The organism is Halobacillus halophilus, from assembly GCF_020171985.1.
In the GTDB taxonomy this organism is placed as follows: Bacteria; Bacillota; Bacilli; order Bacillales; family Halobacillaceae; genus Halobacillus; species Halobacillus halophilus_A.
In genome coordinates this window covers 57,970-75,308 of the sequence record NZ_JAIVAL010000015.1, presented here as the reverse complement: position 1 = coordinate 75,308, position 17,339 = coordinate 57,970, and the positions used below count along the sequence as shown (strand labels likewise).

At 40.1% G+C, this 17,339-nt stretch carries 14 protein-coding genes; 6 read left to right on the top strand and 8 right to left on the bottom strand.

Translation table 11 applies throughout. From position 1 onward, the window contains the following. Positions 1–18: 18 nt before the first annotated feature. From LCM11_RS18685 to LCM11_RS18670, 4 genes are all read right to left on the bottom strand, one after another. Positions 19–960, bottom strand: coding sequence for a rhodanese-related sulfurtransferase (locus LCM11_RS18685; RefSeq protein ID WP_224895787.1), 942 nt, complete (start codon positions 958–960; stop codon positions 19–21). An 84-nt stretch (positions 961–1,044) separates the two neighbouring features. Then, positions 1,045–2,406, bottom strand: a complete 1,362-nt coding sequence (locus LCM11_RS18680; protein ID WP_224895786.1) for an MFS transporter — start codon at positions 2,404–2,406, stop codon at positions 1,045–1,047. Between the two features lie 146 nt (positions 2,407–2,552). Beyond that, positions 2,553–3,101 (bottom strand): cysteine hydrolase family protein, encoded by a 549-nt coding sequence (locus LCM11_RS18675; RefSeq protein WP_224895785.1) that lies wholly within the window; start codon positions 3,099–3,101, stop codon positions 2,553–2,555. A gap of 427 nt (positions 3,102–3,528) precedes the next feature. Further along, positions 3,529–4,716 carry an MFS transporter gene (locus LCM11_RS18670; protein ID WP_224895784.1) on the bottom strand — a complete coding sequence of 396 codons (1,188 nt, stop codon included), beginning with the start codon at positions 4,714–4,716 and terminating at the stop codon, positions 3,529–3,531. Between the two features lie 715 nt (positions 4,717–5,431). Between LCM11_RS18670 and treP the strand changes: the two genes are divergently transcribed. The 4 genes from treP to LCM11_RS18650 all read left to right on the top strand — a co-directional run bounded on the left by treP (position 5,432) and on the right by LCM11_RS18650 (position 9,975). Next, positions 5,432–6,841, top strand: a complete 1,410-nt coding sequence (gene treP, locus LCM11_RS18665; RefSeq protein WP_224895783.1) for a PTS system trehalose-specific EIIBC component — start codon at positions 5,432–5,434, stop codon at positions 6,839–6,841. Positions 6,842–6,856: 15 nt separating this feature from the next. Further along, a complete protein-coding gene (treC, locus tag LCM11_RS18660; protein WP_224895832.1) occupies positions 6,857–8,539 on the top strand; it encodes an alpha,alpha-phosphotrehalase in 1,683 nt (560 codons plus the stop codon). Between the two features lie 22 nt (positions 8,540–8,561). Further along, on the top strand, positions 8,562–9,278 hold the full coding sequence (gene treR / locus LCM11_RS18655) for a trehalose operon repressor (protein ID WP_224895782.1): 717 nt from the start codon (positions 8,562–8,564) through the stop codon (positions 9,276–9,278). 193 nt (positions 9,279–9,471) lie between these two features. Next, entirely contained in the window at positions 9,472–9,975 is a 504-nt protein-coding gene (locus LCM11_RS18650) for a DUF6933 domain-containing protein (protein ID WP_224895781.1), read from the top strand. Positions 9,976–10,005: 30 nt separating this feature from the next. Here LCM11_RS18650 and LCM11_RS18645 read toward each other — a convergent pair whose 3' ends face one another. The 3 genes from LCM11_RS18645 to LCM11_RS18640 form a co-directional block, all read right to left on the bottom strand. Then, positions 10,006–10,665 carry a DUF429 domain-containing protein gene (locus LCM11_RS18645; RefSeq protein WP_224895780.1) on the bottom strand — a complete coding sequence of 220 codons (660 nt, stop codon included), beginning with the start codon at positions 10,663–10,665 and terminating at the stop codon, positions 10,006–10,008. 121 nt (positions 10,666–10,786) lie between these two features. Then, complete coding sequence (locus tag LCM11_RS20470) at positions 10,787–10,912, bottom strand: hypothetical protein (protein WP_263622732.1); 126 nt, start codon at positions 10,910–10,912, stop codon at positions 10,787–10,789. After that, a complete protein-coding gene (locus LCM11_RS18640; RefSeq protein WP_224895779.1) occupies positions 10,909–12,192 on the bottom strand; it encodes a helix-turn-helix domain-containing protein in 1,284 nt (427 codons plus the stop codon). The genes LCM11_RS20470 and LCM11_RS18640 overlap by 4 nt, the downstream gene beginning before the upstream one ends. Positions 12,193–12,417: 225 nt before the next feature. On the opposite strand from LCM11_RS18640, the gene LCM11_RS18635 reads away from it, so the two are divergent. Beyond that, the gene (locus LCM11_RS18635; protein ID WP_224895778.1) at positions 12,418–14,004 is read left to right on the top strand and encodes a M4 family metallopeptidase; all 1,587 of its coding nucleotides are present in this window, start codon (positions 12,418–12,420) and stop codon (positions 14,002–14,004) included. Between the two features lie 350 nt (positions 14,005–14,354). Continuing rightward, complete coding sequence (locus LCM11_RS18630; protein ID WP_224895777.1) at positions 14,355–16,304, top strand: aconitate hydratase; 1,950 nt, start codon at positions 14,355–14,357, stop codon at positions 16,302–16,304. A 46-nt stretch (positions 16,305–16,350) separates the two neighbouring features. Here the strand turns inward: LCM11_RS18630 and LCM11_RS18625 are convergent, their stop codons facing one another. Continuing rightward, on the bottom strand, positions 16,351–17,310 hold the full coding sequence (locus tag LCM11_RS18625) for a ring-cleaving dioxygenase (RefSeq protein ID WP_224895776.1): 960 nt from the start codon (positions 17,308–17,310) through the stop codon (positions 16,351–16,353). Positions 17,311–17,339: the final 29 nt, after the last annotated feature.

Below are 17,339 nucleotides of genomic sequence, written 5' to 3'. Positions count from 1 at the left end.
TTTTACGAGTATTTCAAGTTATTTAGAAATCCTGTCATACTTATCAATTTGTTTCTTACGTTCAGCATCCCAGCGGTTTTCCGGGTGCTCTTTACATTCTGCTGTACACGCTGCATGATATTTTTCTTCACAGTCCTCGCAACAAACGTATTGTCTATTACAAACAGGGTTACTGCAATTGATCATACGGTCCTCTTCTTTACCACAGTGTTCACATTGTGCGACAACTTTTTCCTCTACCTGATTAATAGGTACAGAGATGCGTTCGTCAAACACGTACATTTTACCATCGAAAAGCTGACCCTTTACTTCAGGATCCTTGCTGTACGTATTGATTCCACCTTCTAGCTGGTAGACATCCTCTACACCATTCTTCTTCAATATTCCAGTCAGCTTTTCACAGCGAATTCCACCTGTGCAGTAGGTGATCACTCGCTTATCTTTCCACTGATCCGCGTTTTCAGCAATCCATTCTGGAAACTCACGAGAGTGGTTCACTTCTGGACGGATCGCGTTACGGAAATGACCGATACGGTATTCATATTCATTGCGACCATCAATAACCACCGTGTCATCTTCTTGAAGAAGTTCATAGAATTCTTTTGGTTTTACGTGCTTTCCACCGAATTCTTTTGGATCAATGTCATCATTTTCAATGCTCCAGTTTACAAGTTCTGGCTTCACTCGGCAATGCATCTTTTTAAAGGCATGACCTTCATGTTCATCCATCTTAAACTGGATGTCTGCGAAACGCTCATCTGAGCGAACGTAGTCCATATATTGCTCCACTTGCTCTACGGTGCCGGACACGGTCCCGTTTATTCCTTCTGGAGCTACAATAATTCGTCCTTTAAGACCAAGGTCTTTACAGAAATTCAGGTGATTTTGGCAGTATTCTTCATAATCAGGAAGGTCGACATACTTATAATACAACAGAACTCGATAATCTTTTGAGCTCATAAGTGATTCCTCCTATATTGGATCTATATATCAGTTATTAGCATAAATGTCCATACTCAATCATATTCGATTCGATCTTAAATTTCAAATGTCAATTTCTTGAACGGGTTTAAACTTCTTAATTCTAACAGAATAGACCAACAGGACAGCATTTGAAGCAAGCATGAGCATGATTAAAATACCAAACGGCAGGCTGAAATCCTGAGCAGTATAAGGCTGACGATTCAGCTCAAGCAAGATACCAGCCAGCACGGATCCAGTGGCGCTTCCTATAAAATGAACCTGCTGCTTTAATCCTATCCCTGCCCCAATTTGCTCACTCGGTAATATTCGGGACACTTCGTTTGTGGAACTGGAAGATAGACTTGAAAAGCCAAAGCTTGTAAACATATAAGCCAGCATAATCATGTAGGGGCTTTCTCTGGCAAATAAGAAAAAGATAAGTGCAGAGGTTAGTAAAAGACCGTGCGCCAAAAAAAGCACTTTAATGTTTCCATAGGCATCAATGAGTCCACCAACATAAATTGCGGCCGCCGCAGAAAGCATAGCTCCTGGAAAGATGATCAATCCAATGGCAGCTGCTCCCCGGTCATACACTTGTTCAAGCATGATTGGCATTAAGAATAGAACCGCGAAATGGAGAGTGAATCCAATATAACTCATAAAAACAATGCGGCGATAATGTCTATTCATCACTAACTCAGGCTGTATAAAAGGTGTAGTTGCTTTATTAATCCTCCACCAGAGCAGAGCAGCAGAAAGTAATCCGCTCAAAAGATACTGATGGTTAAAGGTGGAAATATATAATAAAAACAACGTAGCACTGGTTCCGGATAGTAAGGCTCCAATCACATCAAAACTAGTTTTCTTAGAAGTTTCTAACGGCATATATTTATAGAGCACAGGGATCACGAAAACTACTAAAATAGTGACGATAAATAAAAAATTCCAGTTTAAATAATCCGTAATAAAACCGCCTGCTACTGGGCCAAGGCCAAACCCTAAAGAAGTAGCGGAAGCAATTAGCGCATAAGCACTTCCGCGGCGTGACATAGGGATGTATCTTCCGGCGAACACCATCGATAACCCAGGGATGGCTGCTGCACCAGATGCCTGGCAAAGTCTCGCAATTAACAGCCATATATAAGATTCAGCAAAGAAGCCAAGAATGGAGGATAAACCGAAGATTAAAATGCCGATGGTCAGAAGCTTTCGTATGGGAAGGTAATCAGAAAGACGAGTGAAGGTGATTGTAAAAATCGCAAGTACAATAGAATATCCGGATACAATCCAGGCCCCTTCTGAGGGCTGCAAAGAGAAGTCTCTAAGGATATTAGGTAATGCAATATTAAACATAGTAGTATTCATAACCACAATCAGGATCGATGCACTTAAAATGAGCACCGTACGGAAATGCTTATTTGAAGGGCGGGGGCTTTCAACCATTCTTTGTCCCTTCCTTTCTATTAAAGTAGTTAGACACTCGAAATACTATACCATAACATTCATTAATAGAAAACATAGTGGAACCGGTTGGAAAATATAAAAATAAAAAGACCGCCTTGAATTTTTAAGACGGTCTCAAGTTTATTTTATCTAATAGTGGCTCCTAATACGGATTCAAAATGCCCAAGAGCCCATTCGTGACCTGGTTGGTTAAAACTGGCTACAGCATCTTTATGAATTGTAAGATTATAGCCAAGATTGTAAGCATCAACAGCTGTGTGGAGAACACAGATGTCTGTACAGACCCCTGATAGATGCACATCTGTAATTCCTCTTCCACGCAATTTTATATCAAGATCTGTTCCGGCGAAAGCACTATACCTGGTTTTATCCATATAGTAGAGGCTTGGTTTGAACTGACTCCTCTCGTACAAATGATGGAGATTCCCGTATAATCGTCTACCTTCAGTGCCGCGAATATTATGAGGCGGGAAAAGCTTTGATTCTGGATGGTAAGGATCATTTTCTTCGTGGAGATCCACCGCGAGCACCGTAAATTCATCATTGGATAAGAATTCTTTACATAATGTAGTGAGGTTTTCTTCGATCTTCTGCCCAGGTTCCCCGCAGGTTAACGAACCTTCAGGAGCTACAAAGTCATTTGTATAGTCAATAACAAGCAAGGCTTGTTTCATCCAATCCCTCCTAATATGTCTATACACATATATTAACAGACAGGAACGCTTTCTACATAAAAAATAGCCCTGTTAATAGAGGACACTGATTTTTCGAAAGAGGTTTGTTGAGCTATAGGGCCGGCTAGTAGAAGACTCGATTTCGAGATATTTTGAGTTTGGTGCTCTTTTAGAGAGGGGAGTGGCTGCGGAAACAACTCGTCTTGTTCCATCACCCAGATCCTCGAGACATAAGCCGTTCATCAATGGATTGAAAAAACACAATCCTTTTGATGGGCGGCTTATGCTAGTCGTGTCTTCCGGGGTGATTCCACATTTGAACACAGCACCTTCCGCTGATCAAGTATCTCGAAACTGAGTATTCAATTAATGGAAACTTTTCCATAAGACTTAATCGAAACCAAAAGGTCAGGAACAGCAGACCCATCTAATAAGAGGCGGCCTGAGTTACGGATTTTGGATGTCTTTGTTTTGTAAGGAGTAGAAGAACTCCGCAAGAAATCAGGAGGCTGCTTGTGACGAAAAATACAGCTGAAAACCCGAATGTTCCTGACAAAAGGCCGCCCAAAGCAGGGCCGATAATATTTCCTAAAAAACGAAGGCTTGTATTATATCCAAGTACTTCCCCCTGCATAGCCAAAGGGGCTTCCTGGCGTATATATGCAGTTCGGACAGGGATAATTCCTCCAATGGATATCCCTAACAAAAATCGTAAGATGACTAACTGCCATATATTTGTGACAAACGCAGCGGGAAGATACACAATTCCAGCCATAAAAAGAAGGAAGATTAATATTTTAATATAACCTTTGCGATCTGATATTCTGCCCCATCGTTTGGCCATCAACAGGTTACCTAATCCAGCAGCTGAAAAAGCAATTCCAGAGAATAGAGCTAAATTTTCAGGTCCATGTAAATTTCCTACAAATAGTGAAAGGATCGGCTGAATACTGAAGTGGGCTACTTGAACAAATAAAGAAATAACCATAACAATTAAAAGTACAGGGTGTTTCATTATGTGAGAAAGTACTTCTTTTGAGTTATAGCTCGTCTTCTCATTTATACCTTCTCTTTCCACACGTTTCTCTGTAATACCTAAGAAAACGATCACGGCGGATAGAGCTACGGTTATCGATACTAGCTGGAATGTAGTGGCGTATCCTATATGGTCAGCAATCCACCCGCCGAGCATAGGTCCAAGTAAGCTTCCAGTTATGCTTCCTGTCTGAAGGGTTCCAAGAACTTGTCCGGCTGTATCTTTTGGGGTCTGAGTGGAAATAAGCGCTTGAGACATTGGAATGAATCCTGTGAAAATCCCCATAAACAACCTTAATAAGAATAATTGCCACACGGTTTCAACAAAACCCATAAGTAGGACAGAAACGGCAAGACCCATAGCAGACATGATCAATATTTTTTTTCTGCCGTATCGATCACCAATACGGCCCCAGATCGGTGAGAAAATAAAAGCAGTCACAAAGGTAATTCCAAAGATCCAGCCAGACCATGTTTGAACAAATGAATCTGAAAAATCACCTAATTGATCAATATATAAAGACAAAAAGGGCAAGACCATGGTGATACTACCAGCAATAAAAAAATTGGCAAACCACATAATCCATAAATTTCTTTGTGTTTGGTGTTTTTTCCTAAGGATAGAATCACTTCTTCCAAAAAAATATTTATTTCGACACTCTAAATATATACCACGAATTCCTGATATATAAAAGAAAATTTAATTTTATTCACTATAAATTAGCATGATCCTGTAAAAAAGGTTATGTCACCAGGTTTTGGAAAGATAAAAGAGTGATAGATGACTACTATGAATGTTTTGTTAACGGTTGCAAAACTTGTATATACAAATTATAATCATAAGTAATTGATGTATATACAAGTTTATGGTTTTGGAGGAAGGTTCAGGTTCCAGAAGCTTTATGGAAATAAAAAGAAATGTGGATATTAGCTTAGCGGTATCCCAGAGTGACAAGGTTGAAGCTTTGGAAGAAGTGCCAACCGCTGTGTTTTTTCCAATAGAAGAGGTGAGAAGCCATCGCCATCGAACCGTATGATGGAATGATTCTTAACTCAATAAAAGGAGAGGTGATATAAGTTTTCCAAACCATTCATGTGGTAGGGATTAAAACGGAAACAGGAGCAGAAATCCTTATTCAAATTTGGTAAGGAAGAGGAAAAACTATAATCACATCTGCCATTGTTACCCACAGTGACGATTGATGGGTCAGGCTTCGAGTAAAACTCAAGCTGCAGTGGCTCAAGCAACATTGATGAGCGTGAACAAAAATAACCCATACTCGGGAGGAATGAAAATGAATCACAAAGAGCAAGCCGAGCAGATTCTGGAAGCAATAGGTGGGAAAGAGAACTTATCAGCTGCTACTCATTGTGTTACCCGACTTCGATTAGCCCTTCATGATGAAGGTATTGTCGACCAGGAAAAATTAAACAATATCGATGCCGTAAAAGGGTCTTTCTCTACCAACGGTCAATTTCAAATCGTCGTAGGGCAAGGAACCGTAGATAAAGTCTATAAAGAATTGGTAGCTTTAGCGGGAATTGGGGAATCATCTAAGGAAGAAGTAAAAGAAGCTTCCTCGCAAAAGATGAATCCACTTCAAAGAGCAATTAAAACGTTAGCCGATATCTTTATCCCGATTCTTCCAGCGATTGTTACAGCTGGTTTGCTGCTCGGTATAAACAACATACTTACAGCTCCAGGCATATTCTGGGACGAGCAATCTGTTATTGACGTTTATCCACAGTGGTCAGATATTGCTAACATGATTATCATTATAGCGAATACGGCCTTTACGTTTTTACCCGGACTGATTGGGTGGTCTGCTGTTAAAAAATTCGGTGGTAGTCCAATCTTAGGTATAGTCATGGGTCTTATTCTTGTTCATCCAGAATTACTGAATGCTTGGGCTTACGGGGAAGCTGTAAAAGAAGGAACGGTTCCTACATGGAATCTCTTCGGATGGGAAATTGAGAAAATTGGTTACCAGGGACAAGTATTACCAGTGCTGGTGGCATCCTATGTATTAACTAAAATCGAAGTTTTCATGAGAAAACGTGTACCAGACAGCATTCAATTATTAGTCGTCGGTCCAGTTGCTTTACTTGTGACAGGTTTCTTAACGTTCTTATTTATCGGACCGGTTACATTTGCGATCGGTAATGCTATTACAGACGGTCTTGTATCTATTTTTGATAATTTCGCTGCACTAGGTGGACTTATTTACGGTGCACTCTACGGTGTGCTTGTTATTACGGGTATGCACCATACCTTCTTAGCTGTTGATATCCAATTAATTGGAAGTACAGGTACAACATTCCTATGGCCAATGCTTGCTCTATCCAACATTGCTCAAGGGTCTGCCGCATTCGCGATCATGCTTGCCTCTCGAGATGAGAAGCTTAGAGGTCTTGGGTTATCTTCAGGGGTTTCTGCATGGCTGGGAATTACAGAGCCCGCTTTGTTTGGTGTAAACTTACGATTTAAATATCCTTTTATCATCGCTATTTCTTCCTCAGCGATTGCTGGTTTATATATTTCGGCTCGAGGCGTACTAGCAAACTCAATTGGAGTAGGGGGAGTTCCGGGAATCTTCTCCATTGTTTCTGATTACTGGTTCGACTTCATTATCGGAATGGTGATCGTTATCGTACTTCCTCTTGTAGGTACTTATTTATACGCTAAGCGTCAAAAAGATGTGTAAGGAGGCGTTACTTTGATTGAACAACCATGGTGGAAAAAAGCTGTCGTTTATCAAATCTATCCAAAAAGCTTTAATGATACAACCGGCAATGGGGTCGGGGATATTCAAGGCATCATTGAAAAGCTGGATTATTTAAATGAACTAGGGGTGGATGTGCTATGGCTGACCCCAATGTATAAATCTCCACAAAATGATAATGGCTATGACATTAGTGACTATTACGACATTCACGATGAATATGGAACTATGCAGGACTTTGAGCAACTGCTTGAAGAGACGCACAAGCGTGGAATGAAACTTATTATGGATCTTGTGGTCAACCACACATCCACTTTCCACCAGTGGTTTCAGGAATCTCAAAAATCAGTGGATAATCCTTACCGTGACTATTACATTTGGCGTGATCCAGTAGATGGGGGAGCTCCTACGAACTGGCAATCGAAATTTGGCGGCAACGCATGGGAATATGATGAAAAGACCGGTCAGTATTATTTACACCTATTTGATGTCACACAAGCAGATTTGAATTGGGAGAATGAACAAGTAAGAGATGAATTGTATCAAATGATGCGTTTCTGGGCTGAAAAAGGGATTGATGGATTCCGACTTGATGTCATTAATCTCATTTCCAAAGATCAGAAATTCCCAAATGATGACGGAAGTGTGGCACCAGGGGATGGTCGTAAATATTATACAGATGGTCCGCGTGTCCATGAGTACATGCAGGAAATGAACAGGGAAGTTTTCGCCCCTTATGATTTGATGACTGTAGGTGAAATGTCCTCTACAACAGTTGAGCACTGTATTCAGTACACAGCTCCTAATCGCAACGAGCTTAGTATGACATTTAATTTTCACCATTTAAAAGTAGATTATCCAAATGGCGAAAAATGGACCGTTGCCGATTTTGATTTCCGTGAACTGAAACAAATTCTTTCTAAGTGGCAGCGCGAAATGAATAAAGGAAACGGATGGAATGCCTTATTCTGGTGCAACCATGACCAGCCAAGGGTATTGTCACGCTTTGGAGATGAAGTAAATTATCCGGAAGAATCAGCAAAAATGCTGGCGACAACTATTCATATGATGCAGGGCACGCCTTATATTTATCAGGGAGAAGAATTCGGGATGACAAATCCTGGGTTTGAATCCATCGAAAAGTACCGAGATGTTGAATCTATAAATATGTATAAAGAGTTCCGTGAAAAAGGCGTCAGCGAAGAGAAAATTCTTGAGATTTTGAAACAAAAATCAAGGGATAATTCTCGTACACCAGTTCAATGGAACGATGAACCTAACGCCGGTTTCACCTCTGGTAATCCTTGGATTTCTGTGGCGGATAATTTCAAAACCATCAACGCAGAAAAAGCGAGAAGCAAAGAGAACTCTATTTTCCATTATTATCAGAAACTAATTCAGCTTCGAAAAGAAAATGACATCCTTACATTTGGAGACTATGAGCTGTTGACTCCGGAAGATGAACAAGTCTTTGCTTATCTTCGTCAATGGAATGGAGAAAGTCTATTAGTAATCAATAATTTCTATGGTACTGAAACTTCCTTCAGCTTACCTGAAAACTTACAACTTGAAGGAAAAACTGAGGTTATGATCAGTAACTATAATGATGTCAGTCAAGAATTGCGGGATGTAAAGCTTCGTCCTTATGAATCAGTGGTCTATCACATTACCCAAGTATGATAAAATACGAATGGTGATGAAAATGAAAAATAAGTATTTAGTCATTTATAATGATCTTGTTGGAGAGATCCAAAGAGGCAGCATTCATCCAGGAGACACGCTTCCCTCTGAACACGAACTATCGAGCCGGTTTAGCACTTCAAGAGAAACCATTCGGAAAGCTTTAAATCTTCTTGCCCAAAATGGCTATATTCAAAAGGTAAGAGGAAAGGGATCCGTCGTACTGGATCATGGCAAGTTTGAGTTCCCTGTGTCAGGTCTTACAAGTTTTAAAGAGTTATCTAATCAACTGGGGAAGGATTTTCGAACATTTGTCCATAATCTCACCTTAAGACAGGCGGATGGTTTAATTGGAGAACAGCTAAACTGTTCACAGGATCATAAACTTTGGAAGATTATCAGGGCAAGGGAAATCAACGGTGAAAAAATCATTCTTGATAAGGACTATATTCGAGAAGATATAGTTCCGGGCTTGACCAGTGAGATTGTTGAGGATTCTATCTATGAGTACATCGAAAATGAACTGGGACTTACGATAAGTTTTGCAAAAAAAGAAATTGTTGTAGAACCAGTAACTGAGGAAGATCGTACCTATTTAGATCTAAAGGGGCATGAACAGGTAGTGGTCATCCGAAGCCACGTGTATCTTGCTGATGCTACGTTATTTCAATTTACTGAATCCAGGCACAGACCTGATAAATTTCAATTTGTTGATTTTGCCAGAAGATCGAAATCTTAAAGAAGAACCGTTTAGCGGTTCTTCTTTTTTGTCTATTCTAATAAAGCCGGTAATCTCATGGTTATTTTAAGAATATTGTTCGCTCAGTAGAGAAAAGGAAGAATTAGTTATTAAATACACAGGTGATCCCAGTAGGGAATACCAGCAGAAACTGTTACAATGAACGTATATTAATAAGATGAGGAGAATCGTTTTGTTTGTTATCGGAGCTACGAAAAAGTTACAAAGTCATATAGATAAGACAATTGAAAGTACAGAAGAATATGAACAGATACCTCAGATATACCAATGGCAAGCTAATATTATTAAGGTGAATGGGCGTAAATGCTTAATTTTAATGAATAATAGGACAGCATTAAATCTTACGTTGTTTGGATTGGAAAGTCCTCAGTTTGAAAATATTGATAATGTAATAAAAGGATCCATGAACCAGCTGTTTCAAACACTTGGTATTGAAGAATCGATCGCTGAAAAGATGTTAGACGCCTCCCAGGAAATTGTTTATACAAAAACGAGCAGCCGTCAAACATTAGGATTAATGAATGAAGTAAAGGCGAGTATCGAACAACAAGCGAAAAACACAGAGTATAAAGATATTGATGCGGTAACAATTAATCAAAAGAATAATCGGATGATATTCAAGGCTCTTGATGGCCAAACTCCTCTTTACACCTTCCAAAGGTATTTCGAAGAGTAGAAAAAAGCAGCACATTACGTGCTGCTTTTTTTAACAGGAAAAAGGGAAGGGATGGTGGGGAGGTTGCGCCGGCATATGCCAAGCCGGTAATTTGGCTGCACTGGACCAATGCCAGCAAGCGAGAGCAGCCAGGCAGGCATCTAATTGGTGGGTAGAGGAGTCTTCAACTTGGTCAGCCAATGGGAAATACACTTCTGATAACCACCTATGAACAAATTTTCTGCTTTGTTCATCTTTTTTATAAAGAACTGCCTGTGGTCTGTCTTCAATAGGTAACCGGGAAGCAAGAGCTATACCGGGGTGAACCTCGACAATTTCAACTTTATCAGGTAATGAATTTTTGATCATATGGGCAAGGTGAATACCTCTTGCCGTTAAGTAAATCATTCTCGTGAGGGTGGGCGGCATAATAGAGCCTGGCTTAACTCCCAGGTGCTTCGCGTAACTTCTTAACTCTCGGTCAGTTTCTCTATCACCTCCGCCATCCTGGTAGGATAAGGGAGCATCAATTCCGATATAAATTTTATTATTCTTTTTTGCTTGCTCAGAAATAAGGGAGAGTAGGGCTTGATCCGATAATCCTGTGTGAAGGTCTTCTATGAATAATTGATCATGTTCTTCACGGCAAACCGCAGCAGCTGTATCTTTATGGTTGGAGGGTCCAGACAAATCGATCCCGATGATTTTCACTTTAGAACCTCTTTTCCGTAATAAAAAAAAATACCTCTGCCACAAGGGGCAGAGGCGAAAAATTGTATAGGTATAGGATTAGGGGAGGTGCTAATTACACATAAATAATGAAAAACAAATCTTAAACTTCTTCAACTTCAGCTACTAGTGGTCTTGGGTAGGTTTCTACTGCACTATCCTGTGTTAATGGGGCTGCAATAGAAGCAACAAACCCAAGGACAGCAACAAATGCGATGAGCTTTTTCATAACATAATACCTCCTAAGTGAGAATGTTTATTTAACAATTGAATTGCTAACCTAAGATATTCTGAAGATCTTTTGTACATTCGCTGTTGTTCTAACAAATCAGCTAGAAATTTAGCGTAACGAATAATATATACATGTTCTTTCTTTTCCTTAAAATAAGGAATAACACTATGTTCAAGATACTCTATAGTATTATTGCTATTTTGTAAGAATTTGTAATAAACTTCGAAATGATACTCGTGCGCTTCAGAAGGGAAGGACTCAAGTTTCCTTTTACCTTTCTCAATCCATTCCAAGCAACCTTTGCTATCACCGAGTCTATAATGTTCAAGGATTAATCCATGAATAATATTAAGAAGTTCGAATATATCAAATGAAGAACCCAGCTCATCTGTATATTCTAGACTTTTCTTATAATTTAGAATTGATGCTTCATGGTTCTCCACCCTTGATTCTAAGACAGCAATATTAATAAAAACAAGCTTAAGTTGGTGAGTATCATTTGTTTGTGTGGCTATTTTTCTCGCCAAATGAAAATTTTCGAGTGCTTTTGCATAGTTTTTTAAACGACTATAATTGATACCTTGCAAAATGTGACAATCTGCACTCTTTGATAAGTCATAATTTGCTTGATAGATTTCCAACGCCTGGTCTACATAAAATACGGATGCAGATATGTGGTTGGCCTGACTTGTACTTAAAGCAAGAAGATAATAAAGGTCACTGAATTCCCAGTCTTCCAGTTTAATAGATGAACTATAGTTTTTAGCTTCCATTAATTCCTGGAATGAATTATCAAAATCTCCTTGATAGTACTTAAGGAGTCCTGAACCCAGATGATAATAGAACTCCATCTCTTCATCAAAAGTATCCTTGTATTGTCGGATATTTTCCCAAACTTTATAAGCTTCGTCTACTTCATTTTCTAATAGAAGATGCCGTATCCGAAACAATTCGAAGAAAATATACAAATGATGGTTTTCCTGGGTTTCTTTCTGATTGAGAATATCCTCTTTAAGTTTCTGAGCGTCTTCTTGACGTTTGAAAGCTATAGCTTCATACCATTCCTTCAACTTTTCCTTTGATGGATGGTTGGATGAAGTCTCAAGGAAATCAAGACCTAGCCGCTCGTAAAGCAATTCTAATACTTCAAACGCGGGAACGGTTTGATCATTCTCAATTTTGGAAAGATACGCCGGTGAGATAATTCCATCTGCCAGCTGGTTTTGAGTTAATCCCTGCTTGACTCGATGAAATCGAAGTACTTTACCATATTCCATTGGCCACACACCTAGTTGATCAACTGTTGATTTGGAAGAGTGTGCCTCTTTCAAATCTATATTTAGAATACATGTTCGATTGAGAATTTTCAACAATAATCATGTGTTTCCCAAGTCGTGAAAAAAAAGAGGCTTTAAGGGGGATTTTGACCCCTGACTTTCACAGTATATTCGTCTGAATATTGTGATACATTGGAATTGTATTACAAATATAGGAGGGATTCGATGAACTGGAAATCAGTAACAGCTGCGTTTGTACTAGGGACAAGCTTAGTGTCTGGCGGGACATTAGCTAATGCCGAAGATAGTTCAGGTATTAAAAACAAAGAGGCTTCTTCGGAATTTATAACAGAGAACTTGAAAGGATCTAAGATCAAGAGCGATAAAGCTGTAAAAGAATTCTTTAAACAGAAGCGGCAGGATTTCAATTTTAATCCAAATAAGGATTTATATTTAGTTAAAAAGGAAAAAGATGAGGTCGGAATGACTCACTATACTTATCAGAGAACTGTTGGAAATGTCCCGATAGCTAATGCAAAAGTTATGGTACATACAGATTCGAACGGAGCCGTTACTGCAGTTAATGGTGAATTTCATGAGGACGCTCCAGAAAAAGTGAAGCAGTTGAAGGAATTGAACCAGAAAGAATCTATTAATCTAGCATGGAACCATATTGATGTTACCAGGGAAGAAGCTGATAAAGTTCAAAAAAGCGAACTTGGTAAGGATTTTGAAACCCTAACGGAAAACTCTAATCTTGTCGTGCATCACCAAGATGGGGAGTATACATTAGCTTATCACGTGGAACTCCAATTTTCTCAGCCATACCCTGCGAATTGGCAGATTTATATTAATGCTGAAAATGGAGAAGTATTAAAAGCGGCAAATGTGGTTCATGAAGCTTCTGGTACAGGTACGGGGGTGCTAGGTGATTCTAAAACGCTGAACACGTATGCTTACAATAACACTTACTACTTATTTGATACAACAAAACCTATGAATGGAGTTATTGAAACGTTTGATAATTACGGAGGGCAATATAGCAGCCTGCCTGGTTATTATGTTACGGATTCCGGTAATACATTCTACAGTGAAAGGCAGAAAGCAGCGGTAGATGCTCATTACTATGCAGGAGAAGTTTTTGATTACTATTATGATACATTCGGAAGGGTCAGCTATGACAATCAAGGATCTGATATTCGTTCCACCGTTCATTATGGATCAAATTACAATAATGCGGCTTGGACTGGAAATCAAATGATTTACGGCGACGGTGATGGTTCGACGTTTACTTACTTGTCTGGCGCTGATGATATTGTAGCTCACGAATTAACTCATGCTGTAACTGATACAACAGCTGAACTAGTATATGAAAATCAGTCCGGTGCATTAAATGAATCATTCTCCGATGTGTTCGGTTTCTTTGTGGATTCAGAAGATTGGTTAATGGGAGAAGATGTGTACACTCCAGGAACCTCAGGCGATGCATTGCGTTCTCTTTCCAATCCAAATGCGTACAATCAGCCGGACCATATGAATGAATACCGTAACCTTCCTAATACAGAATCTGGAGACTGGGGCGGAGTTCATATTAATAGTGGTATTCCAAACAAAGCAGCTTATTATACGATTAACAACATAGGAATATCCAAAGCGGAAGATATTTATTACCGGGCTTTAACCGTTTATTTAACGCCAAGCAGTAATTTCTCAAACGCGCGTCAGGCTCTCATTCAATCAGCTCAGGATCTTTATGGATCTCAGGCAGCGAACGCTGTTGGGAATGCCTGGAGCAATGTAGGGGTATATTAAACGAAAAGTAGAAAGGAAGGAGCTGAATAAGCTCCTTTCTTTTTTAATTAGTTACGATAGTAATTATAGTCGTTTTGCCCGGGTGCTTTTCTTCACAAAACTCAGTGAGTTTTCGGATCATGAATCTGTCATAGTGGGTACCTTTAACTGAAATTAATCTGGTACATTTCACGAAACCTCGATTAAAAAGCCCAGTCACATGATTATAAATAGTAGAGAATATTCTATTTTTAACCAGGAGACGACCAATTCTACGAGTAAAGGACCAGTATTTAGGGTATAAAAAGTATAGGATTACTTAGATACCTCAAGAAACTACCTATTAAATTGGTGAGAAGGAGGAATTAAGTGTGAGTTATAATGTCACACAAAAGCTGATTAAAGATCATTTAGTCAAAGGGGAAATGACCCCGGGAACTGAAATTGGATTGAAAATTGATCAGACTTTAACACAAGATGCTACAGGTACAATGGTTATGCTTGAACTGGAAGCTATGGGGATTGAACGTGCCCAGACAGAGGCTTCTGCTCAATACGTTGACCATAACTTAATTCAGGAAGACAGTAAGAACCCTGATGACCACTTATTCTTAGAAAGTGCAGCTAAACGATTCGGTCTTCATTTCAGCCGTCCTGGTAACGGAGTGAGCCACCCCGTGCACATGCAGCGCCTGGCTACGCCTGGTAAAACATTACTTGGGTCCGACAGTCACACTTGTGCCAATGGATGTATGGGCATGCTTGCCATGGGAGCAGGCGGAATCGATGTTGCGATGGCTATTGCAGGAGAACCTTTCTATGTGAAAATGCCTAAAGTGTGGGGCGTTAAAGTTACAGGAGAATTCCCTGATTGGGTAAGTGCTAAAGATGCGATTCTTGAAATGTTGAGAAGACATGGTGTGAAAGGCGCTACTAACCATGTATTTGAATACTACGGTCCAGGTCTCAAAAATTTAACGGCAATGGATCGTCACGTGATTGCAAACATGGGTGCAGAACTTGGAGCTACAGGAACAGTCTTCCCATCCGACGAAGAGACGAAGAGATTCATGAAACTGCAAGGTCGTGAGGATGACTGGATTGAGTTAAAAGCAGATGATGGAGCTTCTTATGATGTTCATGATGAACTAAACTTATCTGAACTTGGACCAATGATTGCTAAACCGTCCAGCCCAGGAAACGTAGTACCTATTGAAGAAGTAGAAGGAGAATCTATTTATCAATCTTATATTGGTTCATCAGCCAATCCAGGATACCGTGATTTCGCAGTTGCCTCTAAGATAGTGGAGGGACGCAGAATTGCAGACGGTGTATCCTTTGACTTGAATCCAACATCAAGACAAATGCTGATTGATCTTTCTCAGGAAGGACATATAGCTAACTTCCTGCAATCTGGAGGCCGTTTGCACCAGGCAGGTTGTAATGGTTGTATTGGAATGGGACAGGCACCTGCCACGGGACGTAACAGCTTACGTACGACACCAAGGAACTTCCCAGGCCGCTCAGGTACAAAAGAAGACAGTGTGTTCTTATGCAGTCCGGAAGTAGCTGCCGTGTCAGCTTTGACAGGGAAAATTACGGACCCTAGAAAGTCAGACTTCGATTATCCATCTATTAAAGAGCTGGAAGAGCCAACCATTGATACAAGGCTTCTGGATGATCCACTTCCTTATGAAAAAGCGAAAGAAGTGGAACTAGTAAAAGGGCCAAACATTGCGTCTATTCCTGAGATGGATGAGCTTCCGAATGAAATGGAACTTCCAATCTTACTGAAAATGGGCAATGATATTTCTACAGATGAAATTTTAGCAGGCGGTGCCAGAGTATTACCATACCGCAGTAATCTGCCTGAGATTAGTAAGTTCACATTCGAAATCGTAGATGAAACTTACCACGATCGTGCCATGGAAATCCGTGATCAAGGCGGTCACGCGGTTGTCGCAGGAATGAACTATGGTCAAGGTTCAAGCCGTGAACATGCTGCTCTTGCACCAAAATATTTAGGTCTGAAAGTAGCCATTGTGAAGGACTTTGCCCGAATTCATTGGCAAAACCTGGCCAACTTTGGAGTGCTTCCGTTAACATTTGTGAATGAACAGGACTTGGAGGAGCTGGAACAAGGGGATGTTCTAGTGTTTAAAGGATTGAGAGATGGTATTAAACAATCAAACCAAGTAGAAGTAGAAGTGAAAGGTAAGGACAAAACCTTAAAACTAGAACATGCACTATCTGAACGTCAAATCGAAATCATGCAAATGGGCGGTTTGATTAACTGGGTTAAAAATCGCTTAGAAAAATAATATGTAATAAAGACGGCGATCTTAAAAGGATCGCCGTCTTTTACGTTTATTTAGGATTAGAAGTGACGAGCGGGGTTAAACGATCTTCAATTTTTCTACGCTTTTCTTCAAGGAATGGAGGCAGGGCCAGAGTTTCTCCTAGATGTTCTTTATCTTCATCCGTGTCAAAGCCTGGACCGTCTGTAGCCAGTTCAAATAATATATGATTGGGTTCTCTAAAATAAAGAGATTTAAAATAGTAGCGATCTACTATACCTGAATTTGGGAAGCCAGCATCCTGGATCTTTGCTTTCCATTTCTCCAGTTCTTGTTCATCTTCTACTCTAAAAGCCACGTGGTGAACACTGCCGCGTCCGGGTTTTTCACGTTTCCAATCAGGTTGTTCCTCTACGTAAACACGGGCGCCGTTTCCGCCTTCTCCCGTTTCAAAAGCATGCCAATCTGGTGCAGGGTGCTCCAGTTCACGAAAACCTAAAGTGTCCATCAAAACCGCTTTGGTAAGTGCCGCATCGGTAACGGTCAGATATACAGGACCCAGGCCGAGTATTCCGTACTGTTCAGGGACGGGGCCTTTTGACCAGGGAATTCCACCAGAAACCCCTTGATTAAATTCGTCTGAAATCAGCTTTAAACGCTGGCCTTCAGGATCTAGGAAAGAGATTTCTTTCCTGCCTGCTTTTTCTTCGATAGAACCTCGCTTAACCTCATATTGATCGAGTCTTTCTTTCCAGAAGTGTAGAGACTCATCATTTGGTACACGAAGAGAGGTAGTAGAAATGCTCTGAGATCCAGGGTAGGTATGACCTGCACGTTTAATCTCAAAAAAAGTTAAATCCGTTCCCGGGGATCCAGCTTCATCCGCGTAAAATAAGTGGTACATGGAAGGATCATCCTGATTGACTGTTTTTTTAACCAGGCGCATCCCCAATACATTTGTATAAAAGTCATAATTTGCACTTGCGTTCGCTGTTATCGCTGAGACGTGATGGATTCCTTTAATATTCATGGAAGCGGCCTCCTTTATTAATAAAACGT